21 protein-coding genes and 1 pseudogene are annotated in these 25,273 nt (G+C 67.2%); 11 read left to right on the top strand and 11 right to left on the bottom strand.

The features are described from left to right. Positions 1 to 92 precede the first annotated feature (92 nt). On the top strand, positions 93 to 1,571 hold the full coding sequence (locus C5F75_RS35025; RefSeq protein ID WP_059579492.1) for an NAD-dependent succinate-semialdehyde dehydrogenase: 1,479 nt from the start codon (positions 93 to 95) through the stop codon (positions 1,569 to 1,571). Between the two features lie 20 nt (positions 1,572 to 1,591). Beyond that, on the top strand, positions 1,592 to 2,986 hold the full coding sequence (locus C5F75_RS35020) for an aspartate aminotransferase family protein (RefSeq protein ID WP_059579489.1): 1,395 nt from the start codon (positions 1,592 to 1,594) through the stop codon (positions 2,984 to 2,986). Positions 2,987 to 3,231: 245 nt separating this feature from the next. On the opposite strand, the gene C5F75_RS35015 is transcribed toward C5F75_RS35020, so the two are convergent. Beyond that, on the bottom strand, positions 3,232 to 3,993 hold the full coding sequence (locus C5F75_RS35015; protein ID WP_059579487.1) for a hypothetical protein: 762 nt from the start codon (positions 3,991 to 3,993) through the stop codon (positions 3,232 to 3,234). Positions 3,994 to 4,095: 102 nt separating this feature from the next. On the opposite strand from C5F75_RS35015, the pseudogene C5F75_RS35010 reads away from it, so the two are divergent. Next, positions 4,096 to 4,366, top strand: a pseudogene (locus C5F75_RS35010) (hypothetical protein); the annotation flags it as partial. Between the two features lie 153 nt (positions 4,367 to 4,519). On the opposite strand, the gene C5F75_RS35005 reads toward C5F75_RS35010, so the two are convergent. Together C5F75_RS35005 and C5F75_RS35000 are read right to left on the bottom strand one after the other, a co-directional pair. Continuing rightward, positions 4,520 to 5,452 carry an MBL fold metallo-hydrolase gene (locus tag C5F75_RS35005; RefSeq protein WP_059579484.1) on the bottom strand — a complete coding sequence of 311 codons (933 nt, stop codon included), beginning with the start codon at positions 5,450 to 5,452 and terminating at the stop codon, positions 4,520 to 4,522. 296 nt (positions 5,453 to 5,748) lie between these two features. Further along, a complete protein-coding gene (locus C5F75_RS35000; protein ID WP_059641089.1) occupies positions 5,749 to 7,134 on the bottom strand; it encodes an MFS transporter in 1,386 nt (461 codons plus the stop codon). Between the two features lie 262 nt (positions 7,135 to 7,396). Between C5F75_RS35000 and C5F75_RS34995 the strand changes: the two genes are divergently transcribed. Then, positions 7,397 to 7,684, top strand: a complete 288-nt coding sequence (locus C5F75_RS34995; RefSeq protein WP_059579480.1) for a DUF1330 domain-containing protein — start codon at positions 7,397 to 7,399, stop codon at positions 7,682 to 7,684. Between the two features lie 19 nt (positions 7,685 to 7,703). Here C5F75_RS34995 and dhaL read toward each other — a convergent pair whose 3' ends face one another. Together dhaL and C5F75_RS34985 are read right to left on the bottom strand one after the other, a co-directional pair. Next, on the bottom strand, positions 7,704 to 9,404 hold the full coding sequence (gene dhaL / locus C5F75_RS34990; protein ID WP_104013446.1) for a dihydroxyacetone kinase subunit DhaL: 1,701 nt from the start codon (positions 9,402 to 9,404) through the stop codon (positions 7,704 to 7,706). Between the two features lie 244 nt (positions 9,405 to 9,648). Continuing rightward, a complete protein-coding gene (locus C5F75_RS34985; protein WP_104013447.1) occupies positions 9,649 to 10,776 on the bottom strand; it encodes a sigma-54 interaction domain-containing protein in 1,128 nt (375 codons plus the stop codon). 453 nt (positions 10,777 to 11,229) lie between these two features. On the opposite strand from C5F75_RS34985, the gene msuE reads away from it, so the two are divergent. Further along, positions 11,230 to 11,790, top strand: coding sequence for an FMN reductase (gene msuE, locus C5F75_RS34975; RefSeq protein ID WP_104013448.1), 561 nt, complete (start codon positions 11,230 to 11,232; stop codon positions 11,788 to 11,790). Positions 11,791 to 11,827: 37 nt separating this feature from the next. Beyond that, on the top strand, positions 11,828 to 12,931 hold the full coding sequence (gene sfnG, locus C5F75_RS34970) for a dimethylsulfone monooxygenase SfnG (RefSeq protein ID WP_059579471.1): 1,104 nt from the start codon (positions 11,828 to 11,830) through the stop codon (positions 12,929 to 12,931). Between the two features lie 60 nt (positions 12,932 to 12,991). Here the strand turns inward: sfnG and C5F75_RS34965 are convergent, their stop codons facing one another. Beyond that, on the bottom strand, positions 12,992 to 13,639 hold the full coding sequence (locus C5F75_RS34965; protein ID WP_104013461.1) for a LysE family translocator: 648 nt from the start codon (positions 13,637 to 13,639) through the stop codon (positions 12,992 to 12,994). Positions 13,640 to 13,750: 111 nt separating this feature from the next. On the opposite strand from C5F75_RS34965, the gene C5F75_RS34960 reads away from it, so the two are divergent. Continuing rightward, positions 13,751 to 14,602 (top strand): LysR substrate-binding domain-containing protein, encoded by an 852-nt coding sequence (locus C5F75_RS34960; protein WP_104013449.1) that lies wholly within the window; start codon positions 13,751 to 13,753, stop codon positions 14,600 to 14,602. Between the two features lie 20 nt (positions 14,603 to 14,622). Here the strand turns inward: C5F75_RS34960 and C5F75_RS34955 are convergent, their stop codons facing one another. After that, positions 14,623 to 15,513 (bottom strand): LysR substrate-binding domain-containing protein, encoded by an 891-nt coding sequence (locus C5F75_RS34955; RefSeq protein WP_060310015.1) that lies wholly within the window; start codon positions 15,511 to 15,513, stop codon positions 14,623 to 14,625. 153 nt (positions 15,514 to 15,666) lie between these two features. On the opposite strand from C5F75_RS34955, the gene ydiJ reads away from it, so the two are divergent. Continuing rightward, complete coding sequence (ydiJ, locus tag C5F75_RS34950) at positions 15,667 to 18,714, top strand: D-2-hydroxyglutarate dehydrogenase YdiJ (RefSeq protein ID WP_104013450.1); 3,048 nt, start codon at positions 15,667 to 15,669, stop codon at positions 18,712 to 18,714. A gap of 93 nt (positions 18,715 to 18,807) precedes the next feature. Here ydiJ and C5F75_RS34945 read toward each other — a convergent pair whose 3' ends face one another. The 3 genes from C5F75_RS34945 to C5F75_RS34935 all read right to left on the bottom strand — a co-directional run bounded on the left by C5F75_RS34945 (position 18,808) and on the right by C5F75_RS34935 (position 21,893). Beyond that, positions 18,808 to 19,110: a hypothetical protein gene (locus C5F75_RS34945; protein WP_059579460.1), complete on the bottom strand. Its 303-nt coding sequence runs from the start codon at positions 19,108 to 19,110 to the stop codon at positions 18,808 to 18,810. Between the two features lie 87 nt (positions 19,111 to 19,197). Next, positions 19,198 to 20,352 (bottom strand): branched-chain amino acid ABC transporter substrate-binding protein, encoded by a 1,155-nt coding sequence (locus tag C5F75_RS34940; RefSeq protein ID WP_104013451.1) that lies wholly within the window; start codon positions 20,350 to 20,352, stop codon positions 19,198 to 19,200. Between the two features lie 641 nt (positions 20,353 to 20,993). Then, complete coding sequence (locus tag C5F75_RS34935) at positions 20,994 to 21,893, bottom strand: DMT family transporter (RefSeq protein ID WP_104013462.1); 900 nt, start codon at positions 21,891 to 21,893, stop codon at positions 20,994 to 20,996. Positions 21,894 to 21,950: 57 nt separating this feature from the next. Between C5F75_RS34935 and C5F75_RS34930 the strand changes: the two genes are divergently transcribed. After that, entirely contained in the window at positions 21,951 to 22,913 is a 963-nt protein-coding gene (locus tag C5F75_RS34930) for a LysR substrate-binding domain-containing protein (RefSeq protein WP_104013452.1), read from the top strand. A 45-nt stretch (positions 22,914 to 22,958) separates the two neighbouring features. Here C5F75_RS34930 and C5F75_RS34925 read toward each other — a convergent pair whose 3' ends face one another. Beyond that, complete coding sequence (locus tag C5F75_RS34925) at positions 22,959 to 23,561, bottom strand: DUF6630 family protein (protein WP_104013453.1); 603 nt, start codon at positions 23,559 to 23,561, stop codon at positions 22,959 to 22,961. 397 nt (positions 23,562 to 23,958) lie between these two features. On the opposite strand from C5F75_RS34925, the gene C5F75_RS34920 reads away from it, so the two are divergent. Together C5F75_RS34920 and C5F75_RS34915 are read left to right on the top strand one after the other, a co-directional pair. Continuing rightward, complete coding sequence (locus C5F75_RS34920; RefSeq protein WP_059579449.1) at positions 23,959 to 24,621, top strand: hypothetical protein; 663 nt, start codon at positions 23,959 to 23,961, stop codon at positions 24,619 to 24,621. Between the two features lie 61 nt (positions 24,622 to 24,682). Further along, entirely contained in the window at positions 24,683 to 25,150 is a 468-nt protein-coding gene (locus C5F75_RS34915; RefSeq protein WP_104013454.1) for a sodium:proline symporter, read from the top strand. Positions 25,151 to 25,273 lie beyond the last annotated feature (123 nt).

Raw genomic sequence — 25,273 nt, 5'->3', positions numbered from 1 at the left:
AAAAACCGGCATTTCCAGTCGTGCAAACCGAAATTTCCGCATGCGCCGGCGCGACACAATGAAGTCCGTGCCCACCAACGAGGAGACGCAGCATGCTGCCCGGACACCCCGTTCTGTTCAAGTCGACCTGCTACGTCGACGGTCGCTGGATCCACAGCGACAGTGCCGCGACGGTCGCCGTCGTGAATCCGGCCGATCAGGCCGTGATCGGTCACGTGCCGATGCTCGAACGCGCGCAGATCGTCGCGGCCGTCGATGCCGCGCAGCGCGCGTACGGCACCTGGCGCTGGACATCGCAAGCGGCGCGCAGCGCGACATTGCTGCGCTGGCATGCGCTGATCCTGCGTCACGTCGACGATCTGGCCGCGCTGCTGTCGCTGGAACAGGGCAAGCCGCTGGCCGAAGCGCGCGGCGAGATCCGCTATGCGGCGAGCTTCGTCGAATGGTTCGCGAACGAGGCCAAACGCGTCGCGGGCCGCACGATTCCGACGCATATCGACGGTGCGCATCTCGGCACCGTGATGGAGCCGGTCGGCGTCGCGGCGCTGATCACGCCGTGGAATTTCCCGGCCGCGATGATCACGCGCAAGGCGGCGGCCGCGATCGCGGTCGGTTGCACCGTGGTCGTGAAGCCCGCGCACGAAACGCCGTTCTCGGCGCTCGCGCTCGCGCAGCTCGCCGACGAGGCCGGCTTCCCGGCCGGCGTGTTCAACGTCGTGCTAGGCGAGCCGCAGATGGCGATGGAAACGCTGGTCGGCGACGCGCGCGTGCGTGCGGTGAGCTTCACCGGCTCGACGCGCGTCGGGCGGCTCGTGACCGAAGCCGCCGCGAAGGCCGGCATTCGCAAGATCGCGCTCGAACTGGGCGGCAACGCGCCGTTCATCGTGACCGAGGACGCGGATCTCGACCAGGCGGTGCCGATCGCCGTCGGCGCGAAGTTCCAGACCTCCGGCCAGGACTGCTGCGCGGCGAACCGGATTCTCGTCGCGCGCCCGCTGTACGACGCGTTCGTCGAACGGTATGCGAACGCGGTGCGCGCGCTGAAGACGGGGCCCGCGTTCGAGCAGGGCGTCGACGTCGGCCCGCTGATGCATCAGGCCGCGTTCGACGCGACCGTGGCGCGCGTCGAGGATGCGCGGGCGCGCGGTGCGCGCATCGTCGCGGGCGGCCGGCCGCATGCGCTCGGCGGCTGGTTCTACGAGCCGACCGTGATCGCGGATGCCGCACCCGGCATGCGCGTGGTCGACGAGGAAAACTTCGCGCCGATCTCGGCCGTCGGCGCGTTCGACACGCTCGACGAGGCAATCGAAACGGCCAACGACACCGAATACGGCCTCGCTGCCTACGTATGCGCGACGCGCGTCGACACGATCTTCCAGCTCGTGCGGCGGCTCGATTTCGCGATGGTGTCAGTCAACGGCGTGAAATTCACCGGCGCGCCGATCCCGTTCGGCGGGATGAAGGCGTCGGGCCTCGGGCGCGAAGGCGGCGCCGAAGGCTTCGAACCGTTCACTGAAACCAAGTACTTCTGCCTCGGCAATCTCGGCCTGCCCGTTACGGCGACGGCCTGACCCATTCAAAGGAACCCATCATGAAACAATCGATCGACGCACTGCTGCGCGAGGACCGCGCCCACTTCATGCACCCGTCGACGCACGCGTACGACCACGAGACCGGCGCGCTGCCGGGCAAGATCGTGCGCGGCGGCGAAGGCATCCGCATCGAGGATCACCAGGGCAAGCGCTATATCGACGCGTTCGCCGGCCTCTACTGCGTGAACATCGGCTACGGCCGCACCGAAGTGGCCGACGCGATGCACGAACAGGCGAAGCAGCTCGCCTATTACCACACGTACGTCGGCCACGCGTCGGACGCGATCATCGAGCTGTCGTCGCGCATCATCGACTGGTCGCCGGCGGGGATGAAGAAGGTCTACTACGGGATGTCGGGTTCCGACGCGAACGAGACGCAGGTCAAGATCGTCTGGTATTACAACAACGTGCTCGGCCGCCCGAACAAGAAGAAGATCATCTCGCGCGAGCGCGGCTATCACGGCTCGGGCATCGTGACGGGCAGCCTCACGGGCCTGCCGAGCTTCCACCAGCATTTCGACCTGCCGATCGACCGCGTGAAGCATACGGTGTGTCCGCACTGGTACCGCAAGGCGCCGGCCGGCATGAACGAAGCGCAGTTCGTCGCGTACTGCGTCGACGAACTCGAGAAGCTGATCGCGCGCGAGGGCGCCGACACGGTCGCCGCGTTCATCGCGGAGCCGGTGATGGGCACGGGCGGCATCATCGAACCGCCGGCCGGCTACTGGCCCGCGATCCAGGCCGTGCTGCGCAAGCACGACATCCTGCTGATTTCCGATGAAGTCGTGTGCGGGTTCGGGCGTCTCGGCTCGAAGATGGGCGCGCAGCACTTCGGGATCGAGCCCGACCTGATTACCGTCGCGAAGGGGCTGACGAGCGCGTATGCGCCGTTGTCGGGCGTGATCGTCGGCGAGAAGGTGTGGGACGTGATCGCGCGCGGCTCGCAGGAACACGGGCCGATGGGGCACGGCTGGACGTATTCGGGCCATCCGGTATGCGCGGCCGCGGCGCTTGCGAATCTCGCGATTCTGGAGCGTGAGAACCTGGTCGGCAACGCGGCCGAGGTCGGCGCGTATTTCGGCGCGAAGCTGCGCGATGCATTCGGCGCGCATGCGCTCGTCGGCGAAGTGCGCAGCGTCGGGATGCTGGCCGCGCTCGAGTTCATGGCCGACAAGGACGCACGTACGCCGTTCGATCCCGCGCTGAAGATCGGCGCGCAGGTGTCGGCTGCGGCGTTGCAGCGCGGCGTGATCGCGCGGGCGATGCCGCACGGCGACATTCTCGGCTTTGCGCCGCCGCTCGTGATGACGCGTGCGGAAGCCGACGAGATCGTCGCGATCGTGAAGGATGCGGTGGACGAGGTAGCGGAGCGGAATATTTCGGCCGTCGCGTGAGTTGTCAGCGATCCTGATGCGCGTTCCGGCGCGCGAGGCGACGCCGCCGCATGCAAGTGCGGCGGCGTGTTTTTGGGGGCTGTTCGCGAGTTTGGCTAGCCGCCTGGCTATCAGCGTGCAAAGGAAGCAAGTCGGCGGATGTTTTCTTCACTATTGATCCCCGCCGGTCATCCAGCTCCTATCTGCATCACTATCCATGAATGCCAGTGCGGGCATTTTTTCTTGTGCGAACGCTTCGATGTTCCTTAGCGCTGAAGCGAGTCGAACAACTTGTTGAACGGATCAACCTGTGCCATCAGACCTTCGTTGAGGCCGTCGATTGCATGTTGAAGATCGCTTTCCAGCGATTCGATCGACGGATAGCTATATGGGTCGTTGGACTGCTTCCAACTGACATGTTGTCGGAGAATGGCATCGTATGTGTCGCTCTTGAACATGACAATGTCGCCGATCACTCTGCGCGTGTACGCGTGACGAGCGCCGGGCGTTACATAGCCTGTTCCGACACGAATGTACAGAACGGCATCGCTTCCTTGATAGGGCGAGCCGCTTGCCTGCCAGAGGCGGTGCTCGTCCGGTTTGACCGTGGGGAGGCCCGGCGATGACGCATCAACCTCCTTTACGGTGAAGCCATGGTTTCGCAGAACCGTTTCGATACTGTCGGTGAAGCGCCGGTTCAACCCAGTGTCGCCCAATTTGGCCGTCACGAGGTCGTTGAGTGACGTCGGCGAGTCGTTTTCGCTCTTGTTGAGCCCGGCGTTGACAGCGCCCGCGATGGCTCCCGTTGCGAGCGCTCCGACTACGCCGGCACCTGGAATTGGAATCGGGATGTGAATGGGACCAGACGGCCCGAATGCGATGTACACCGCTTTACCGGGATAGACGACCGTCACGGTCTTGACCGCACCCAGTTTTTCACTATCGATCTCGGGCGTCGCATCGCTAGCATGGCCTGAGATGGAAATCAGGAGCGCTAGGGCGGCGAAGCTTTTTTTGTTCAGTAACATGTGCGTCCGATCTCCATGGCTGTTCGTTGGCAAAATATTTGCTGGACGCACGGGTTATCGGATCTTTGGGGAAAAGCTTGAGCGTGGGCGAGCGGACCAAGCATGAGCCGGAAGACGGGCGCGCAGCACGTCGGGGATCAAGCCCGATCTGATTACCGTCGCGAAGGGGCTGACGAGTGCGTATGCGCCGCCGTGGGGCGTGATCGTAGGCGAGAAGGTGTGGGATGTGATCGCGCGGGCGATGCCGCACGGCGACATTCTCGGCTTTGCGCCGCCGCTCGTGATGACGCGTGCGGAAGCCGACGAGATCGTCGCGATCGTGAAGGATGCGGTGGACGAGGTAGCGGAGCGGAATATTTCGGCCGTCGCGTGAGTTGTCAGCGATCCTGATGCGCGTTCCGGCGCGCGAGGCGACGCCGCCGCATGCAAGTGCGGCGGCGTGTTTTCTTGCCGGTCCGGGTGCAGGTCCGGTTCAGCAAAACCGTCGTCGCATCGCCTACGGCGCGCGTCGGCTATCGCCCGTCACTCAGTAATCCCACACGACCGGGACGAACCGGAAACCGTCGCCGTCCCGGGCAACATGGCCGATGGACGGGAACGCGACGTGCGCGGCAGCCAGCATCGAGCCGGTGTCCGCGGCTTCGTTGAACAGCGCGAGACGCACGTCGACCGCCGCTTCGGGATCGTGTTCGAAGCCGTTTTGCCAGTCGGGATTGTCGAAGTTGACTTCGAAAATCGCATCGCCCGCGAACGTCAGCTTTTCTCCGTTCGATGCGATGTCGACCACGCAGTGCCCCGGCGTATGCCCGCCCGTCACCCGCGCCGACACGCCCGCGGCGACTTCCACGGTGCGATCGAACTGCACGACGTGTTCGCCGTAGAGCTCCATGAACCTCGCTGCCGCCTTGCGCAGCGCGGGCGGAACGGTTTCCGGCATCACCGTCTTGCTGAAGTCCGGATGCTTCCAGAACGCCACTTCCGCGGCCGACACGTGAATGCGTACGTCGGGGCGCAGCTTCGCCTTGACGCCGTCGACGTTCAGCCCGCCGACGTGATCCATGTGCATGTGCGTGATCACGATATCGGTGATCGCGGCCAGATCGATGCCGGCCGATTCCAGACGCATCACCGAGCGCCCGGCGCGCGTGAAGTATTCGAAACCGTCGCCCACGCCCGAATCGATCAGGATCAGGCGATCGCCGCTGCGCACGAGCGCGATGTTGAGCGCCCAGTCGAACATGTCGCGTTGCAGGAAACGGCCGTCGAACCACGCGTTGCGGTCCGCTTCGCTCACGTTGGTGGACATGGTGGAAGTCGGCAGCGGCAGCACGCCGTCGCTGATCAGCACGACATCGACGTCGCCGATGCGCACCGCGTAGCGGGACGAAACGAGCTCGCCCGAAGATTCGTTGCCCAGGCGGGCGGTAACCGGCCGGACGTTGCGGATGGGTGCGTTCATGTTCAGTAGTCCTGTTCGTCGAGAGAGGTAAGCCGCGCGGCACGGCGCGGCTCGCTGGCGCGATCGTGAAGGCCGCGCTTCGGTTCGCCCGGATTCCGGTCGAGCGTGTCAACGATTGTAGTGACGGCCGACACACGCCGACAGCGCCGCGCGGGGGCACATCGTGTTGTCCGGACGACAACAATCGGGCCGCGGCTTCGGTGGCCCGAAATGCACGTCGCCCGCCGTCCGTTGCCGGACGGCGGGCGATGCAATGGTTGCCGTTTATGGGAAGCCGGGCGCGGCCGGCGCGCGGGTCAGCCCGGCTGGCCGGGGAGCGTGTCGCCGCGCAGCGAACATCCGCGCGTCTCGATCACCGCCAGCAGCGCTATCAGCCCGACCGCGCAGGCGGCCATCATGTAGTACGCGGGAATCAGTGCGTTGCCGGTCTTGCCGATCAGCCAGTCGTTGACGATCGGCGCGGTGCCGCCGAACAGCGACGTCGACACGTTGTAGGCGATCGCCATGCCCGCATACCGGACGTGGGTCGGGAACATCGCCGGGAACATCGCGGAAATGGTGGCGAGCTGCGGCACGTAGAGCACGCCGAGCACCGCGAAGCCGACGAACGCGCCGAGCGGGCCGTGCGTCATCAGCGTGAACATCGGCACGGCCGCGACGAACAGCCCGACGAGCGAGATCCACCACATCGTCTTGCGGCCGACGCGATCCGACAGCCAGCCGGCGAACGGCAGCAGCACCATCATCGCGAGCATGCCGATCAGCGGAATCAGCAGCGACATGTTTTCGCTGACGCCGAGCTCCTTGTGCATGTAGGTCGGCATGTACGCGAGCAGCACGTAGTTGACGACATTCAATGCGACGACGAGCCCGCCAAGCAGCAGCAGCGGCTTCGCATAGCGCACCAGCAGCAGCCGGATCGGCAGCGCGGCGGCGACGCTTTTCTCGCGGCGGTGCGCCTGCTCCTCGAGTTCGCGGAACACCGGCGTTTCCTCGAGGCGCGAGCGCAGGTAGAAGCCGATCAGGCCGAGCGGCGCCGCGACGAGGAACGGCAGGCGCCAACCCCACGCATGCATCGCCGAATCGCCGAGCAGCAGCGCGAAGCCGAGCATCAGGAACGCGCCGAGCGAGAAGCCGGCGAGCGTCGCGAATTCGAGGAAGCTGCCGCACAGGCCGCGCCGCGAATCGGGCGCGTATTCGGCGATGAAGGTCGCCGCACCGCCGTATTCGCCGCCGGTCGAGAAGCCCTGCACCATGCGCAGCACGATCAGCGCGGCCGGCGCCAGCCAGCCGGCCGTCGCGTAGCTCGGCAGCAAGCCGACGAGCAGGGTTGCGCCCGACATCGTCAGGACCGTCAGCGCGAGCACGCGCTTGCGGCCGAGCCGGTCGCCGAGCGGCCCCCAGAACAGGCCGCCGAGCGGGCGGATCAGGAACGAGATCGCGAACGTGCCGAGCGCGAACAGCGTCGCGCTGGCCGTGTTGCCGGGAAACAGCGCGGCGGAAATGTACGCGAGGCCGTACGCGTAAATACCGTAATCGAACCATTCGGTCGCGTTGCCGAGGGCGGCGGCCGTGATCGCGACCCGCGGCAGGCTGTGCGGCTCGTCGCCGCGCTGGGTGGTTGTATCGTCGGGAATCGACGACGCGGCGGAAACGGAAGTCCACGATGGCACGTATCGCATGAGGGTCCTCGCTATCAGCATGCGCCCGGGCGGGCGCCGACGAGGATCAAAGTAATCCCGCCAATTAGCGATGCCCGATGTCATAGGACGATGTGGAGATCGGGGTTTTCCCGCGCCGTGGCGGGGGGCCGGCGGAGGCCGGGGCCGGCTCGCCGCGGCGCCGGCCGGCGAATGGCGGTAAGCTGCGCGCAGCCATGCGGGATTCGTCGGAGTGTGCGGCGCGTGGCGTCCCTTTTTTCACCCTTCATCAGGAGCGCATATCGTGGCGACCTACATCGTCTTTACACGGGAAAGCACGCAGGACCAGCATGAGCTCGACCTCTACTCGAGCCAGGTCGGTGCGACCCTCGCCGGCCATCCGGTGAAGGTGCTCGCCGCTTATGGGCCGCAGGAAACCCTCGAGGGTGAAGGCCCGGAAGGCGTCGTGATCGTCGAGTTCCCGTCGAAGGAGGCCGCGCACGCGTGGTATCACGGCCCCGAATACCAGAAGGTCGTCCAGCACCGGTTCAAGGGCGCGCGCTATCGCGCGGTGCTGGTCGAGGGCGTCTGAGCGCGGCCGCGCGCGCCCGTTACCGCACGTGCGGCAGCAGCGCGCGCAGCCAGTACGCGACGGCCACCGCGCCGCCATCCGGCGTACCGATCGCGCGTTCGCCGAGATAGCTGGCCCGTCCCGCGCGCGGCGTCATGCGTGCCGTTTCCCGCGCGCCTCGCTCGGCCGCGTCGACGGCCGCCGCCCATGCGCTCGCGGGATCGCGATCGCCGTCGAGCGCGCGGCCGAATGCGTCGACGGCCGGCACCAGCGCATCGAGCATCGTCCGGTCGCCGGCCTGCGCGCCGCCGAGTTCACTGATCGAATCCACCGCCGCGCGCAATGCCGCGGCCCAGTCGCGCGGCGACGGCTCGGCGATATCGGCCAGCCGGCGCGACGCGCGCAGCAGCGCGGTCGCATAGAACGGGCCGGAGCTGCCGGCGATCGCGCGACGCAACGCGGCGCCGAGCGCCGCGAGCGCACCGGACGGCGTGCCGTACGCGGTGTCGGGTAGTTCGAGGATCGCCTGCGCGGCGCGCCGCATGCTCGCGCCGAGATCGCCGTCGCCGGCTGCCGCATCGAGATCCGTCAACGTCTGCTCGTGGTCGATCAATGTTTGCGCCACCGCGTGCAGCGCCGGTTGCAGGCGCGCGGCCCACGCGCGGCCGGCTGCGTCGAGCGGCGGCAGCGGCGCGTCCTGCGACGCGTCCGCGGCCACGCGAATCCGCGTGTTCGCGATGCCGCCGCCCGGCCATGCGCGCGCCTGCGTCGGCGCATCGAGCAGCGCCGCGCGCTCGTCGTTCAGCCGCAGCACCGAGATCGAGCAGCCCGGCATGTTCAGCGCGGACAGGAACGTGCCGGCCCATGCGCGCGCGACGACGATGCCGCGCCGGCTCAGGTTGTCGAACGCGGCGCGCAGCACGATCGCGAGTTCCATGTCCGGCGTCGCGCCGAGGCCGTTGACGAACAGCGCGACGCGCTCGCCGCGCTCGAGCACGAGATCGGCGACGATGCTCGACAGCAGCGTGTCGGCCAGCGCGTCGGCCGGCAGCGGCGCGCGGCGCTCGACGCCTTTCTCGCCGTGGATGCCGAGGCCCAGCTCGATCTCGTGATCGGCGAGGCTGAAGCCCGATTTGTCGGCGCCCGGGATCGTGCAGCCGTCGAGCGCGACGCCCATCGTGCCGAGCTCGGCTGCCGCGTCGCGCGCGATGCTCGCGACGCGGGCAAGCGGCAGCCCGCGCGCGGCGGCGGCGCCCGCGAGCTTGTGGATCAGCACGGTGCCCGCGATCCCGCGCCGCTGGCCGCGCTCGACGCGGCCGCGCAGCGCGACGTCGTCGGCGACGATCACGGTTTCGACCGGAATGCCTTCCGCGCGTGCGAGCTCGGCGGCGAGCCCGAAATTGAGGCGGTCGCCGGTGTAGTTCTTCACGATCAGCAGCGCGCCGTTCGGGCCGGCGCTCGCGCGGATCGCGGCAAGCACGGCGTCGGTCGACGGCGACGTGAACACTTCGCCGCACACGGCCGCGCTCAGCATCCCTTCGCCGACGTAGCCGCCGTGCGCGGGCTCGTGGCCGCTGCCGCCGCCGGACAGGATCGCGACCGGCCGCTGCGACGGCTCGGGCAGCGGCTGGCGGACGAGCACGTGCTCGTCGCCGAGGAGCGCGAGATGCGGCGATTGCCGCGCGATGCCTTCCAGCATCTCTCGCACGACGTCGGACGGGCGGTTTACTAGCTTTTTCATGGCGACGGGTTCCGGACGGGTGAACGGGGCTCGGCCGGACGCGCACGGGCGCCGGACGGCTTTCGTGTTGCGGAGGATCGTGCGTGAGCGGTTGCCGGTCGCGGACGGTCGCACAACCGACGACCGAATGCGGGGCGGGCAACGAAGCGTACGCCTGGCGCCACGATACATCAGGTTCGGACGTCGCGACACGGATCGCGACGTGATCGCGCCGGAGCGGAACGGCGGCGCGCGCCGGATGCCGCTACTTGAGCGCGGCGATCGCCTTCGCGCGAATCAGCCGCGCACGCAGCACGTTGCGGCTGATGCCGAGCAACTGCGCGGCGCGGATCTGGTTGCGATGGCTGAATTCGAACGCGACACGCATGACCGTGTCCTCGATGTGTTCGAAGAGATTGCCGGGCCCGTCGTCGAACAGGTCGCGCAGCGCGTGTTCGAGCGCCGCCTGTGCGTCGGCGGGCGAATCGGCTGCTGGCGCGGCAACGGTCGGGCGGCATGGCGGCGCGATGTGCAGGTCGGTGTCCTGCAGCGCGTCGTGGCGGCTCACGAGCAGCGCGTGATGGATCACGTTCTCCAGTTCGCGGATATTGCCCGGCCAGCCGTGCGCCTCGAGCCGACGCTCGGCGCGCGGATCGATGCGGCGCGGGCCGCTGCCGAGCCGGTCGCGGTACATGTCGAAGAAGTGCCGCGCGAGCGGCAGGATGTCGCCCGGGCGCTCGCGCAGCGGCGGGACCGCGAGCTGCACGACGTTGAGGCGGTAGAACAGGTCGCCGCGAAAATGTCCGGCCGCGACCGCCTGCTGCAAGTCGACGTTGGTCGCCGCGACCACGCGCACGTCGACCGGAATCCCCGTGCGCGAACCGAGCCGCACGACCTCGCGTTCCTGCAGCACGCGCAGCAGCTTGACCTGCATCGCGAGCGGCAGGTCGCCGATTTCGTCGAGAAACAGCGTGCCGCCGTGCGCGGCTTCGAACCAGCCGGGCTTCGCGTTGATCGCACCCGTAAACGCGCCTTTCTCGTGGCCGAACAGTTCGCTGTCGACGAGCGTTTCGGAGAATGCGCCGCAGTTCACGGCGACGAACGGTCCGTCGCGACGGGCGCCGAGATCGTGCACGCGGCGCGCGATCAGTTCCTTGCCGGTGCCCGTCTCGCCGACGATCAGCACGTTCGCGTCGCTCGGCGCGACGCGGCGAACCTGTTCGAGTAGCGCGAGCGAACGCGGATCGGCGAACACCTGCGCTTGCGCACAGGGCTGCGCGTGACGTTCGGTCCGCGTGAGCACGGGCGCCTCGGCCTGAAGCTCGGCGAGGTCGCGGGGCGCGGTGACGACACGAAGATTGAGCGGGCGCGGCGATGGGGAAATGGAAGTCATGGCGATGAACCGTTGGATGGCCAGGCGATGCGGGGCGGCTGCTGCGTGATCAGCAGAGTGTTGAACGTTTCGCCGCGCGCGAAAAGCATCGATTTCTGATAACCAAAGCGCGATTGCTGCGGAACCCGCAACGGCGCGGAAACGTGGCGGCGCCGTGACGCTCGAACGTCGAATCGGGTGCTATCGCGCGTGATGCGCTGCTGCCTGATCAGCAGCGCATCAGCAGGCCCGCTGCACCGGATTCATCTCGTTGCGGAATATCGATGTGACGCACGAACCGAAACGCTTGCCACTGTCGCGCATTTGGTCGAGCGCCAATGCTGACGGGCGATGGCGCAAAGTTTCGGGATGCAGACGACCTTGCAGCCGCGCACCCGAACCGATGGCACGCTCCTTGCTGACCCGAACCGGTATCGCCGCACTGCACGCGGCTCCACCACGGGAACGCATGGCATGAGCCACACCCTCAACGTCGTCGCAATATCGGGCAGCCTGCAGCGGCCGTCGCGCACGCTGACGCTGACCGACGCGATCGTCACGGCGCTCGGCGCCGCGCTGCCGATCGATACGCGGCTGATCGAACTCGGCGAGATCGGCAGCCGGCTGGCCGGCGCGCTGACGCGTGCGCAGGTGCCGGCCGATCTCGATGCGCTGATCCGCGCGATCGAGACGGCAGACGCGCTCGTCGTCGCGAGCCCGGTGTACCGCGCGTCGTACACGGGCCTTTTCAAGCACCTGTTCGACCTCGTGCGCCACGACGCGCTCGTCGACGTGCCCGTGCTGCTCGCGGCCACCGGCGGCAGCGAGCGGCATGCGCTCGTGATCGACCATCAGCTGCGCCCGTTGTTCAGCTTCTTCCAGGCACGCACGCTGCCGATCGGCGTGTATGCGTCCGAAAGCGATTTCAACGCGTACCAGATCGCCAGCCCGGCGTTGCGCGAGCGCATCGCGCTCGCGGTGAATCGCGCGGTGCCGCAACTGCGCGCGCATGTGCTTTCCGCCGCGGCCGCGTAAGCCGCTTTTTCGTTTCCCCTTCGACCAGGACACCTTCATGAGCCTTCCCGACCCTTCCGCCGACGGCGTCAAATTCGCGTACTGGGTGCCGAACGTCAGCGGCGGCCTCGTCGTGAGCACGATCGAGCAGCGCACCGACTGGAGCCTCGAATACAACCAGAAGCTCGCGCGCACGGCCGAGGCAGCCGGCTTCGACTACGCGCTGAGCCAGATCCGCTTCACGGCCGGCTACGGCGCCGAATATCAGCACGAGTCGGTGTCGTTCAGCCAGGCGCTGCTGCATGCGACGACGAAGCTCAAGGTGCTCGCCGCGATCCTGCCGGGGCCGTGGCATCCGGCCGTGGTCGCGAAGCAGCTCGCGACGATCGACCACATCTCGAACGGGCGCATCGCGATCAACGTCGTGAGCGGCTGGTTCAAGGGCGAATTCACCGCGATCGGCGAGCCGTGGCTCGAGCACGACGAACGCTATCGGCGCTCGAAGGAATTCATCCAGGCGCTCAAGGGCATCTGGACGCAGGACAATTTCACGTTCAAGGGCGACTTCTACCGCTTCAACGACTACACGCTGAGCCCGAAGCCGGTGCAGAAGCCGCATCCGGAAATCTTCCAGGGCGGCAGCTCGCGCGCGGCGCGCGACAACGCGGCGAGCGTGTCGGACTGGTATTTCACGAACGGCAATACGCCGGAGAACCTGAAGGCGCAGATCGACGACATCCGCGCGAAGGCGGCCGCGAACAACCATCGCGTGCGGATCGGCGTCAATGCGTTCGTGATCGCGCGCGACACCGAGGAAGAAGCGAAGGCCGTGCTCGACGACATCATCCGGCATGCGCACGTCGAGGCCGTGCACGCGTTCGGCGATGCGGTGAAGCAGGCCGGCAAGGCGTCGCCCGAGGGCGAGGGCAACTGGGCGAAATCGACGTTCGAGGATCTCGTGCAGTACAACGACGGCTTTCGCACGAACCTGATCGGCACGCCGCGGCAGATCGCCGAGCGGATCGTCGCGCTGAAGGCGATCGGCGTCGATCTCGTGCTGGCCGGGTTCCTGCATTTCATCGAGGAAGTCGAGTACTTCGGCAAGCGCGTGCTGCCGCTCGTGCGCGAGCTGGAGGCGCAGCGGCAGGCCGTGGCCGCGTGACGCCGACCGGCCGCCTGCGCGCGGCCCGCGATCGTGCGGGCCCGCGCGGCGGCACGACGCTTACGTGATGCCCGCCATCTTCGATGCCTCGATCACCATCTCCACGCCGAGGCCGCCGAGCACCGCGCCCATCGCCCAGCGCTGCGCGAGCAGCAGCGCGGGACGGCCGTGCAGAAACCTCGCGAGGCTGCTCGAGCAGATCGCCACCAGCCCGTTGGCCGACGCGAACGCGGCAATCAGCAGCGAGCCGAGAAACAGCGACTGGCCGAACACGCTGCCTCGCCCGTAGTCGATGAACTGCGGCAGCAGCGACACGAACAGCATCGCGAGCTTCGGGTTCAGCACGCTGGTCGTCGCGCCCATCGCGAGCAGCCGCAACGGCTGCTCGTTCGGCAGCGTCTTCACCTCGAACGGCGAGCGGCCGCCCGGCCGCACCGCCTGCCATGCGAGATACAGCAGATAGGCCGCCCCGACCGCGCCCAGCACGCTGCCCGCATAGGGCACGCTCATGAACAGCGTCGTGATGCCGAACGCCGCGGCGAACATGTAGAACAGGTAGCCGATCATCACGCCGGCGAGCGAAACGAGGCCGGCCGCGCGCCCTTGCGCGATCGAGCGCGACATCACGTAGACCATGTTCGGCCCCGGCGTGACCGCGAGCATGCCGCCGATGACGAGAAACGCGTAGAGCGATCCGGACGTATGCATGTTTTCCGCTTCCTGCATCGAGTGAGTGTTGACGGAATTCATTGTCCGGCGCTGGGGGCGAACAGTAAAACGGGATAAACTGAATCAATTGATCAGTTTTTCTGAATCGACATGAAAAAGCTCGACCTCGATGTGCTCGCGATGGTGGTGGCCGTCGCGGAGTCCGGATCGTTCGCGCAGGGCGCGCAAGTCGTGCATCGCTCGCCGTCGGCGGTGAGCATGCAGATCAGGACGCTGGAAGACGCGCTCGGCAAGCCGCTGTTCATCCGCGACACGCGCAACGTCACGGCGACCGACGATGGCAGGATGCTGGCCGACTACGGCCGCCGGATGCTCGCGATGCGCGACGAGGCGTGGGCGTCGGTCGTGCGTCCGGAGATTCGCGGCCGCGTGACGATCGGCGTGCCCGACGATTACATCTCGTCGCTGCTGCCGCAGGTGCTCGGCAAGTTCGCCGCGATGCATCCGCGCGTGGAAGTGCGCGTGATCGGCCAGCCGAGCAGCGCGCTCGTGCCGATGCTGAAGGACAACACGGTCGACCTCGCATGCCTCACGCGGATCAAGGGCGTGACGGGCGAGCTGATCCGGATGGAGCCGCTCGTCTGGGTCGGTTCGCCAAAGCGCAACGTGTGGGAAGAGCGGCCGCTGCCGGTGGCGTTTTTCCCGCACGGCGGTAGCATGGCGCGGGATCACGCGGTGAGGGCGCTGAATCGGCGGAAGATCCCGTACCGGATGTCGTACGAAAGCCCGAGCCACCTCGGGCTGCTGAGCATGGTGGAGGCCGGGCTCGCGGTCGCGCCGCTCGCGCGCTGCTGTATTCCCGATCATCTCGTGCAGCTGTCGGAAAGCCACGGGTTGCCGCCGCTCGGCGAAATGGAAGTCGTGCTCGCGCGCAGCGCGCAGTCCGCGCGCCCCCCGTGCGACTACCTCGCCGAGCAGATTCTCGGCGAATGGCGTGTCTGAGGGCCGCTACGCGCCGTGTGTCAGCACGACGCCAGCAACCATTCGCGGAAGGCGACGAGCGACGGCAGCGTTTCGTTGCCCGGCGGGTAGACGAGGTAATAGCTGCGCTGGCTGGTAATCGCGTCGCCGATCGACACGAGTTCGCCGCGGCTCAATTCATCCTCGACGAGCACCTTCGGCACCAGCCCGATCCCCATTCCCGCGCGCACGGCCTGAATCAGGTGCGACGTCAGCTCGAAGCTCGGGCCGACGCGCATCTGGCGATGGTCGAGTCGATAGTGCGAGAACCACTCGGCCCAGGCCTGCTGATTGCTCGTCACGCCCAGCAGCGTCTGCTTCGCGGCCCAGGCCGGCGTGCGCGTGTCGGTCTTGCGGCCGCGCCCCGTATCGGGCGGCGCGATCGCGATCAGGAACTCGTTGTACAGCCGGTGCGCGTGCAGGCCCGGCCAGTCGTCCGCGCCGACGGTGATCGCCGCGTCGAGGTCGTCGTTGAGAAAATCGATCGCGCCGATTCGTGAATGAAGGTGCACGGTCACACCCGGATGCGCGGCGTAGAAGCCGTGCAGGTGCGGCAGCAGCCATTTCGAGCCGAAGGTCGGCAGGGTGGCCAGCCGCAGCGAGCCGGCGCCGGCCTGATGCGACATCGCCTGCAGCGTCGCGCCGCGAATGCGCCCGAGCGCGCCGCTCAGCTCGGCGAAATAGCGGCGGCCGACTTCGGTCAGCTTGACCGAGCGGCCCTCGCGCCGGAACAGCGGCACGCCGAGCTGATCCTCGAGCGTCTGCACCTGCCGGCTGATCGCGCTCTGGCTCAGCGACAGCTCGTCGGCCGCGCGCGTGTAGCTTTCATGCCGCGCGGCGGCCTCGAATGCGAGCAGCAGCGACATCGACGGGGTGAGGCGACGGTAATTCATGAGTTTTTTGCAAGTTTTGCCGGGTGAGAATTCGTTTGTTTTCGGCGGAAGATACGAAGATACTGGAATTCCCGGTCGCGCGGAAACTTGCCAAAAATTCATGTTTCGGCGAACGCGAACCGGCCGGCTCCACCCACATTGCGTTTTTGCCCCATGTCGATCGTCCCGTTGCCCCGTCCTGCCAATCCGTCCGCGAACGTTTACCGCGATTTTCTCGTCGCGTTGCGGGCGACCGGCTTCGCCGGGGAAATCCGCGCGGACCACGCGAACCGGACCGTGCAGGCCACCGACAACTCGATCTACCAGCGCCTGCCGCAGGCGGTGGTCTGCCCCGCGCATGCGGACGACGTCCAGTTGCTGGCCCGGCTGCTGGCCGAGCCCGCGCATCGCGACGTCGCGGTGGCCGCGCGCGGCGGCGGCACCGGCACCAACGGGCAGTCGCTGACCGACGGCATCGTCGTCGATCTGTCGCGGAACATGAACCGCATCCTCGAGATCAACGCGGAAGAACGCTGGGTGCGCGTGGAGGCGGGCGTCGTCAAGGATCAGCTCAATGCGGCGCTGGAGCCGCACGGCCTCTTCTTCGCGCCGGAACTGTCGACGTCGAACCGCGCGACCGTCGGCGGGATGATCAACACCGACGCGAGCGGCCAGGGCAGCTGCACGTACGGCAAGACGCGCGATCACGTGCTCGAACTCGATTTCGTGCTGATGGGCGGCGAGCGGCTGCACAGCGACGCGCTCGACAATGAAGAACTGGAGCGCCGCTGCGCGCGGCAGGACCGTGTCGGCAAGGTGTATCGCACCGCGCGGCGCATCCGCGACGACAAGGCCGCGCTCATCGACGCGAAATTTCCGAAACTCAACCGCTGCCTGACCGGCTACGACCTCGCGCACCTGCGCGAACCCGACGGCCGCTTCAACCTGAACAGCGTGCTGTGCGGCGCAGAAGGCTCGCTCGGCTTCGTCGTCGGGGCGAAGCTCAACGTGCTGCCGATCCCGAAGTTTTCGGTGCTGGTCAACGTGCGTTATGCGGGCTTCATGGACGCGTTACGCGACGCGCGCGCGCTGCTCGAACACCGGCCGCTGTCGATCGAGACGGTCGATTCGAAAGTGCTGATGCTCGCGATGAAGGACTTCGTGTGGAGCAGCGTGGCCGAGTATTTCCCGCAGGACGACGCGCGTCCGACGCTCGGCATCAACCTGATCGAATTCAGCGGCGACGATGAACACGACGTCGATGCGCGCGTGCGTGCGTTCGTCGAGCATCTGCGCACCGATACGAGCGTGGCGCGGCTCGGCCACACGCTGGCGGTCGGCGACGACGCGGTGAAGCGCGTGTATGCGATGCGCAAGCGCGCGGTCGGCCTGCTCGGCAACGTGCAGGGCGAGGCGCGTCCGCAGCCGTTCGTCGAGGACACCGCGGTGCCGCCCGAGAACCTCGCCGCGTACATCGCCGAATTCCGCGCGCTGCTGGACGGCCACGGGCTGCAGTACGGGATGTTCGGCCACGTCGATGCGGGCGTGCTGCACGTGCGCCCGGCGCTCGACATGAAGGACCCGAAGCAGGCGGCGCTGGTGCGGCCTGTGTCGGACGCGGTGGCCGAGCTCACGCAGCGCCATGGTGGCCTTTTATGGGGCGAGCACGGCAAGGGCGTCCGCTCCGAATATGCGCCGGCGTTTTTCGGGGAGCTGTATCCGTCGCTGCAGCAACTGAAGGCCGCGTTCGATCCGCACAACCAGTTCAACCCGGGCAAGATCGCGACGCCGCCGGACTCCGCGCTGCGGCTGCTGAAGATCGACGAGGTGCCGACGCGCGGCGACCATGACCGGCAGATCGACGAGCGCGTGTGGCAAAGCTACGGCACCGCGATGCATTGCAACGGCAATGGCGCGTGCTACAACTTCGATCCGGACGACGCGATGTGCCCGTCGTGGAAGGCGACGCGCGAACGCGTGCAGTCGCCGAAGGGGCGCGCGTCGCTGATGCGCGAATGGTTGCGCCTGCAAGGGCAGGCGGGCGTCGACGTCGTCGCGGCGGCGCGCACGCGGCAGCCGTTCCTGCGCGGTCTGGCCGCGCGCTGGCGCAACGGCCGCAACGTCCGCGATGGCGACGCGGATTTCTCGCACGAGGTGTACGACGCGATGGCCGGTTGCCTCGCGTGCAAGTCGTGCGCGGGACAGTGTCCGGTCAAGGTGAACGTGCCCGAGTTCCGCTCGCGCTTTCTCGAGCTGTATCACCAGCGGTACCTGCGGCCGCTGCGCGACTACCTGATCGGCTCGCTCGAATTCACGATGCCGTGGATGGCGCGCGTGCCGGCGCTGTACAACGGGCTGATGGGCGCCGGCTGGGTGCGGACGCTGCTCGAGCGCCACGTCGGCATGGTCGACAGCCCGCTGCTGAGCCGCTTCGATCTCGCGGCCGTGATCCGCGCATGGCGCGTGAAGCCGGCCGATCCGCATGCGCTCGCCGCGCTGAGCGATGCGCAGCGCGCGCGCAGCGTCGTCATCGTGCAGGACACGTTCACGCGCTACTTCGATACCGAGCAACTGGCGACGCTGATCGAGCTGGCGGCGCGCCTGGGCTTTCAGGTGTGGCTCGCGCCGCTCGCGCCGAACGGCAAGGCGCTGCACGTGCAGGGGTTTCTTCACGCATTCGAAAAGGCGGCGGTCCGCAACGCGACGCAACTGGCCGCGCTCGCGCGCTCGGGCGTCGCGCTGGTCGGTCTCGATCCGGCGATGACGCTGACGTATCGGCAGGAGTACCGGAAGGTGACGGGGCTCACCGACGTGCCGAAGGTCGCGCTGCCGCAGGAATGGCTGCTCGATGTGCTGCCGGAAGCCGGTGCGGGCGGGGCGACGGTTTCATATCGGCTGCTGCCGCATTGCACCGAGAAGACCAATGCGCCGGACAGCGGCAAGCAATGGGTGCAGGTGTTCGCGCGTCGCGGGCTGCGCTTGCAGGTTCAGGCGGCCGGGTGTTGCGGGATGTCGGGCACGTACGGGCACGAGGCGCGCAATCTCGCGACGTCGAAGACGATCTATGCGCAGTCTTGGGCCGCGCACGTGGACGGGCCGGAGCAGGAAGGCGAGGCGCTGGCGACCGGGTATTCGTGCCGCAGCCAGGTGAAACGCCTGTCGTCGAAGCAGGTGCGCCATCCGTTGCAGGCGCTGCTCGACCATGTGCGGGCCGTGGGGTGACAACAGGGCGGTGCGGGGCGCGCGCCGCCTAGGCGGCGTCGATCGCGCGTCGAGCGGCAACCCCGTGCCGCTGTCGACTGCCGCCGGCGCGGGTCAGGCGTCGGCTTTCGCCGCTTTACGCGCCCGCGGTTTTTCCGCCGCGGGAAGCACGCCGACGCCGCGCGGCCGTTTCGGCTCGATCCGCATTTGCCGGATCACGCGCCGGAAGTCGATCTCGTGCGCGGCCAGCGTGCCGATCAGTTTCGCGATGACCGCGAGGTGGGAAGGGACGGTGCCCTTGCTCGAATAGTTGGTGATCGAACTTTCGTTCATCCGGATCAGGCGGGCGAACTCGCGCGCCGTCAACTGCGCCTTCTTCAACTCCTGCTGGAATTCCGCATACGCCATTGCGCACATGATGCTTCGTCTCCGTGAATCGGCATTCGGCCCGCGCGGCGCCGGCGTCGACGGGTGGCGTTCCCGTCGTGCCGGCGCCGCGTGGGGTTACATCTTCACCTGGTCGAGGAAGGTCTTCTTGCCGCTCTTGTAGCCGTAGATCGAGATGATCCCGTGCGTCAGGTCGCCCTTCGCGTCGAAGGTCGTCGTGCCGATCACGCCGTCGTACTTCGTCGCCGGCATCGCCGCGAGGATCTTCGCCGGATCGGTCGAGTTCGCGCGCTTCATCGCGTCGACCGCGATGTAGACCGCGTCATACGCGAACGGTGCGTCGAACTTGATGCCCTGGTTGAAGCGTTTCTGGTACTTCGCGAGGAAGTCCGCGCCGCCCGGCATCTTCTCGAGCGCAGCGCCTGCCTGCGAGCACAGCACGTTGTCGGCCGCCGGGCCGGCCAGCTGCGCGAGCGAGTCGGTGCACACGCCGTCGCCGGACAGGATCTTCGCGCGCAGGCCGAGCTGCTTCGCCTGCTTCGCGAGCGGGCCGCCGGTGGCGTCCATACCGCCGTACATGATCGCGTCGGGGTTCTCGCCCTTGATCTTGGTCAGGATCGCGCGGAAGTCCACCGCCTTGTCGTTGGTCGCGTCGTGCGACAGCACCTTCAGGCCGAGCGCCTTCGCCTTCTTCTCGAACTCGTTCGCGAGGCCCTGGCCGTACGCGGTCGAATCGTCGATCACCGCGACGCTCTTCACGCCCTTCGACTGTGCATAGCTCGCGAGCGCCGGGCCCTGCTGCGCATCGGTCGCGACCACGCGGTAGGTGGTCTTGAAGCCTTGCTGCGTGTAGGTGGGGTTCGTGGCAGACGGCGAGATCTGCACGATGCCCGCGTCGCTGTAGATCTTCGACGCCGGGATCGACGTGCCCGAGTTCAGGTGGCCGATGACGGCGACGACCTTGTCGTCGACGAGCTTCTGCGCCACCTGCGTCGCCTGGCGCGGGTCGGCCGCGTCATCCTGCGCGTCGAGCTGCAGCGTGATCTTCTTGCCGCCGATCGTCAGGCCCTTTGCGTTGATTTCCTCAACCGCGAGGCGCGCGCCGTTCTCGTTGTCCTTGCCGAGGTGCGAGATGCCACCCGTCGTCGGTTCGACGCTGCCGATCTTCACCACTTGATCGGCCATCGCGCCCGAGGCGGCCGCGAACGCGGCGGCAGCCAATGCAACGGTGATCAGGGGTTTGCAGCGCATGCCGACAGTGCTTCGTTCCATCTGTCATCTCCGAATTGAATGTCTTTCTATTGACGTCTCGACCGGCCGGCCGCAGCCGGCGCGATCGGACGATTTTCACTACCCGTCACGGGTTCGCTTGCATGGCGTCCGGCCGGGTGACCTGCCGCCCGGGCGAGCGGGCGGACCGGCGCCTGACGCGATGCAATTCGTATGAATATATCGGAACCCGCTTCCGCGTGCCGCCGTGCCCCGTGTGGCGGGCCGTTGCGGCGCTTGCCGGCGCGCGGATGTCGAAGGTTCCGGATACCGGAAATCGTGCGCCACGGCGGCCTGCGGATTGCGATTCGCTGTCGTCGGCCTTACGGCCGTATCCATTATTCGGCCGGTCGTCGCGGCGAAGCCATGGACACTGACGTGCGGTCAATCGGGAACTGTTTGGTCGATTTGTCTGCACAGTTTGGTCAATTGCGAATCGCGTATCCGGTTGCATGGTCATGCTTCGTCGAGTGCGATCGCTGCCGTTATGCAACTAACGGTCTAGTTCGCCAGCATCGACGAATAGGTGCCGATTGCACTGACTGCGCCATTCGTCCAGTTCGGCAGAAACCGGGGCTTTTCGCGACCGGCCCGCTTCGGCTTTCGGATCGTCGCGTCGGCCACGCAATCGCCGCCATCTCGACCTACGACCGTCCGCGCCATGCGACGACGGTCACGCCGGCGATCGCCAGCAGGCCGCCGCACGCCGTCGCGATGCCGGGCCGCTCGCCCGTCAGCGCCATCGACAGCAGTGTCGCAACCGCCGGCGTCAGGTAGAGAAAGTTGGCCGCGCGCGCGGCGCCGAAGTAGCCGAGCGCGAAGGTCCATGTCGCGTAACCGAGCGCGGCGGGAAAGACGCCGAGCACCACGACGGCCAGCGCCGTATCGCGCGACCCGCCGCCGAGCGACACGAGCGCGCCAGGCAGCCACGGCGCGAGCAGCGCCGCGCCCGCCAGCAGCGTGTATGCGGTGCACGGCAGCGCGCCGTACACGGGAATCAGCCGCCGCTGCAACACGAAATAGCTGGCCGAACACAGCGCCGCGCCGAGAATCAGCGTGCTCCCCGAGCCGAGGACGAGGCCGCCGGGCTGCCCTTGCGCGATCACCGCGATGCCGGCCAGGCTGATCAGCGAGCCGAGCCAGCCCCAGCAATTGAAGCGCTCGCGCAGAAACACGGCGGCCAGCAACGCGGTGAAGATCGGCAGCGTGTTCACGATGAAACTCGCCGCGCCGGCCGACACGGTTTGCTCGCCGGTATTGAGCAGGGCGTTGTAGAGTGCGATGCCGAGCAGGCCGCACGCGAGAAAGCGCCACGCATCGCCTTTCGTCGGCAGCGGCGGCCGTCGCCACGCGAGCCACGCGATCACGAGCAACGCAGCGGTCGCGAAGCGCGCGGCCGCGAGCTGCAGCGGTGCGAGGCCGTGCAGGCCGATCCGGATGAACGGGAAGGCGGACGCCCACGAGACGATCGTGAACGCGACGGCCGCTGCCGCGACGAGCGGTTGTCGCGCGCCGCGCGACGTCGGTGACGAAAGCGTATTCATGCGGTAATGGTGCGGCATGGCGAGATGCTAAGCTAGCGCACAGATCAACACCCGGATATGAATATGGCTCACAGCTCGGCGGCGCGGCGGGCAGACGGTCCGGCGCATGCGCGCCCGGTGGCCGCCACCCCGATGCCGGGCCCGCGGCCACCGCTCGCGAGCCTGGAGACGGTCTGCACGGTCGCGCGCGAGGGTTCGTTTCTCGCGGCCGCCGACGTCTCCGGCGTCACGCACGGCGCGATCAGCCGGCGGGTGGCCGCCGTGGAAAACTGGCTCGGGATGGCGCTGTTCGAGCGGCATGCGCGCGGCGTGCGCCTGACGCCGGACGGGCAGCGCTTCGTCGGCCGGATCGAGCAGGCGTTCGCGATCATCGACAGCGCGGCCGATCAGTGGCGCTCGCCGCGCACGCCGCGGCTGGTCCGGATGAGCGTGGTGCCCGCGTTCGCGCAGCTGTGGCTGCTGGAGCGGCAGCCTGCGCTCGAGCGTGAAGCGCCCGCGCTGCGCATCGAGCTCGGCATCGAGCTGCGCAACGTGGATATCGCCGGCGGCGAAGCCGATCTGTCGATCCGGTACGGGCGCGGCAACTGGCGTCAGCTTGAAACCCGGCCGTTCATGCCGGAACGGCTGTATCCGGTCGCCCATCCGCGACTTGCCGGGCAGCTGGCCAGGATGCGCCGCGCAACGGGCGATGCCGCGCTGCTCGACATGCCGTTGCTGCACGATTCCGACGTGACCGGCTGGCGCACGTGGTTCGATGCGCTCGGCATTCCGTTCAAGCCGCGTGCGCAGGATCGCCGGTTCGAGGATTACAACCTCGTGCTGGCGGCGGCCGAAGCGGGACTGGGCGTGGCGCTTGCGCGAACGCCGCTTGCCGATGCGTATCTGAAGCGCAGCGCACTCGTGCGCGTGAGCCGCCACGAAGTCGATTCGCTGCTCAGCTATCACTTCGTGCATGCGAAGGGCGAGAATCGACCGGAAGTCCTTGCGTTGATGGAGCGGATGGTCAGGGCGCTGGGGTAGGGGGCGCGGCGGATTGCGTAGAATGGCGAGCGGGACGCATGCCTTTCACGGCCGAAGGTCGTCGTACATCGAGATTTCCGCACCCGCGGCATGGGCAAGCGCGAGTGCTTCGGCGAGGTCGTCTTGGCTGACGGCGAACGCCGTATAGGCGTCGTGTCCGGTGTCGAGATGAAGCAACGCGTACCCTTTATCGGCCAGCCAGGCGCCCAGCACGAGCAGCCCGGCCGGTACGTCGCCTTCGCCGTCCCAGGTCCAGCGCTCGGCGATGCCCAGCGTATCGAGCATCTGGTTTGCCTGCCATTCGATTTGGTCGGATGCGCGCCAGTCGACCGAAATGCACAGGCACCAGTTGGAAGGGTCGAGCGTTTCCGGGGCGCTCATGTCGCGTGTCAGTACCCAGTCGAGTATCGACGACGTGTCTTCTCCGGGTTCGGCATCGAGGACGTAGGCGACGAGACGGTGACGGGTCACGGTGTCGAGCGGCTTTACGATGAGCTCGACCAGCTTCGCAAGCGCCGCCAACGCGTCTGGCGATGGCGAGAAGTGATCGCGCAGGATATCGGCATCGGAAACCGGCTCGGGCGCGTCCGGTGTGTCGTTCCGGTCGCTTGTCTTGTTGCCAAACCAGCGCGTGAAAAATCGGATCATGGTTTCTCCAGCATTGCCTCGTTTCGCGGCCACCAACGCGTGCGATCACGGCCGGCAGGGAAGCCGGTTTTCGGATGAAGCCCGGTGTCGATGTCGTCGAGCGTACCGTCGGACTTCCGACGCCACGAAAGGGGCGAGTGTATACGGCACGGACGGCTGGCTTGCCATGGAAACTCGCGTGGTCATGCCGCTTTATGTCGGCGACCGTTTCGGGACGAATGGAATGCGGCGGGGTTCGGCCGCGGCCGCAGCCGCCGAATCGTTACAATGCAGCCGCGGAAAACGGCGAGATCGCCGCGGTGAAGCGGAACAGTGAGGCGGAATCGAGCCTTTGCCCGACGGCAGGGCAATCACCAATTATTGCAATACGGGTTCAAATTTGCACAAAAGGGAACCGATGAATAGACCAGACAAATCGTCGAAAGCGCGTGCGGCGCTGGATCAACTTTTTTCCGGCCTGGCGCCCACGGACGCGAAGCGCGAATCGCCGCGTCCGGGCAATCCGTTCGCAACGGACGACGAGGTGTCGAGCGCATCCGGCGGTCGCGGCGTCGAAGTCACGTTGTCGACCCGCATCCAGTTGCGCGGTTATCCGAGCGCCGACGCGTTCATGAAGCGCATGGCCGAAGCGTGGGGCCTCGAGTGGGGCACGTACGACAGCGTCCGCGCGGTGGCGACGCTGCCTGCCGGATGGCGTTCGCGCCGGCTTCCGGAAGTCACGCAGATCGTCGACGAGCGCGACGTGCTGCGCGCCGAGAGCAGCCTGCAGGGCGGCGAGATGTCGTATTTGAAGGTGCATCCGCGCTACTACATCGATGCGCGCAAGCGTTTCGGCTGGAGCAAGTCGTCGAAGGCGTCCGACGATCCGGATCTCGACGGCCCCGACTGGAACTGCTTCGTGATCGATCGGGAAAAATCCGTCGAATTGCACGAACTGACGACGTCGTCGTTGAAGGCCGACATGGACAATGCGCGGGCGACGCTGCTGAAATGGCTGGACGAGCACTATCCGAAACATCGCGATCCGTTTGCGTACTGGTCGGACTGCGAAGGGGCGTAGCGGACCGGTTTGCACGGCGGCTTCGCTCGATGCATCGATTTCCCCGCCATAAGGACGAGCATTGAAACAAGCGCGCGTGGTGCCGGTTCTCTGGGCAGCGTTCGGCGCGGCGGTCGGATCGACCGTCATCGAGTTGCTGCTTTGGGCCATCGTCGGCGAAGACGCCGTCCGGAACCTGTTGCGCGACGCGCGCCTCACCGCCGCGATCGTGATGGGGCCACGCGTGCTCGGTGCGTCCGGCGGCTTCGATCCGCTGGTCATGGGCGTGGCGACGCTCGTGCATGCGGCGCTTTCGCTCGTCTATGCGGCCGTGCTGGCACGGCTGATCCGCAGTTTGCCGCTCGTGGCCGCGCTGTTCGCGGGCGGCGCGTTCGGGTTCCTCCTGTATGGCGTGAACCTGTACGGGTTCACGGCGATCTTTCCGTGGTTCATCCCGGTTCGCGGCGCGATCACGCTGGTCGCTCATCTGATCTTCGGGATCACGGCAGCGGCTGTCTACCATGTCGCCCGACGTCACGCTACGCGGTGATCCCGGCATCGATTGCCAAGGATGTCTGCGACGGACATCCGTATCCCGACCCCTGGAATAACCTGCCGCGCTGTGTCGTTTAGCCGTCAGGAGACCCCTGTACGAAGCGAAGCAGCGGCGAGA

It is taken from the genome of Burkholderia anthinoferrum (assembly GCF_002925705.1).
Classification (GTDB): Bacteria; Pseudomonadota; Gammaproteobacteria; order Burkholderiales; family Burkholderiaceae; genus Burkholderia; species Burkholderia semiarida.
The sequence above is the reverse complement of the archived record's forward strand: the minus strand, read 5'-3'. Positions and strand labels throughout refer to the sequence as shown.

Bases quoted from the DNA above. Each gene is read 5' to 3' on its own strand.
- msuE (WP_104013448.1), top strand. From the start codon at position 11,230: ATGAGCCACACCCTCAACGTCGTCGCAATATCGGGCAGCCTGCAGCGG.
- C5F75_RS35000 (WP_059641089.1), bottom strand. From the start codon at position 7,134: ATGCGATACGTGCCATCGTGGACTTCCGTTTCCGCCGCGTCGTCGATT.
- C5F75_RS35005 (WP_059579484.1), bottom strand. From the start codon at position 5,452: ATGAACGCACCCATCCGCAACGTCCGGCCGGTTACCGCCCGCCTGGGC.
- C5F75_RS34955 (WP_060310015.1), bottom strand. From the start codon at position 15,513: ATGAATTACCGTCGCCTCACCCCGTCGATGTCGCTGCTGCTCGCATTC.
- ydiJ (WP_104013450.1), top strand. From the start codon at position 15,667: ATGTCGATCGTCCCGTTGCCCCGTCCTGCCAATCCGTCCGCGAACGTT.
- C5F75_RS34965 (WP_104013461.1), bottom strand. From the start codon at position 13,639: ATGCATACGTCCGGATCGCTCTACGCGTTTCTCGTCATCGGCGGCATG.
- C5F75_RS34925 (WP_104013453.1), bottom strand. From the start codon at position 23,561: ATGATCCGATTTTTCACGCGCTGGTTTGGCAACAAGACAAGCGACCGG.
- C5F75_RS34920 (WP_059579449.1), top strand. From the start codon at position 23,959: ATGAATAGACCAGACAAATCGTCGAAAGCGCGTGCGGCGCTGGATCAA.
- C5F75_RS34930 (WP_104013452.1), top strand. From the start codon at position 21,951: ATGAATATGGCTCACAGCTCGGCGGCGCGGCGGGCAGACGGTCCGGCG.
- C5F75_RS34985 (WP_104013447.1), bottom strand. From the start codon at position 10,776: ATGACTTCCATTTCCCCATCGCCGCGCCCGCTCAATCTTCGTGTCGTC.
- C5F75_RS34935 (WP_104013462.1), bottom strand. From the start codon at position 21,893: ATGAATACGCTTTCGTCACCGACGTCGCGCGGCGCGCGACAACCGCTC.
- C5F75_RS34945 (WP_059579460.1), bottom strand. From the start codon at position 19,110: ATGTGCGCAATGGCGTATGCGGAATTCCAGCAGGAGTTGAAGAAGGCG.
- C5F75_RS34940 (WP_104013451.1), bottom strand. From the start codon at position 20,352: ATGGAACGAAGCACTGTCGGCATGCGCTGCAAACCCCTGATCACCGTT.
- C5F75_RS35025 (WP_059579492.1), top strand. From the start codon at position 93: ATGCTGCCCGGACACCCCGTTCTGTTCAAGTCGACCTGCTACGTCGAC.
- sfnG (WP_059579471.1), top strand. From the start codon at position 11,828: ATGAGCCTTCCCGACCCTTCCGCCGACGGCGTCAAATTCGCGTACTGG.
- C5F75_RS35020 (WP_059579489.1), top strand. From the start codon at position 1,592: ATGAAACAATCGATCGACGCACTGCTGCGCGAGGACCGCGCCCACTTC.
- C5F75_RS35015 (WP_059579487.1), bottom strand. From the start codon at position 3,993: ATGTTACTGAACAAAAAAAGCTTCGCCGCCCTAGCGCTCCTGATTTCC.
- dhaL (WP_104013446.1), bottom strand. From the start codon at position 9,404: ATGAAAAAGCTAGTAAACCGCCCGTCCGACGTCGTGCGAGAGATGCTG.
- C5F75_RS34960 (WP_104013449.1), top strand. From the start codon at position 13,751: ATGAAAAAGCTCGACCTCGATGTGCTCGCGATGGTGGTGGCCGTCGCG.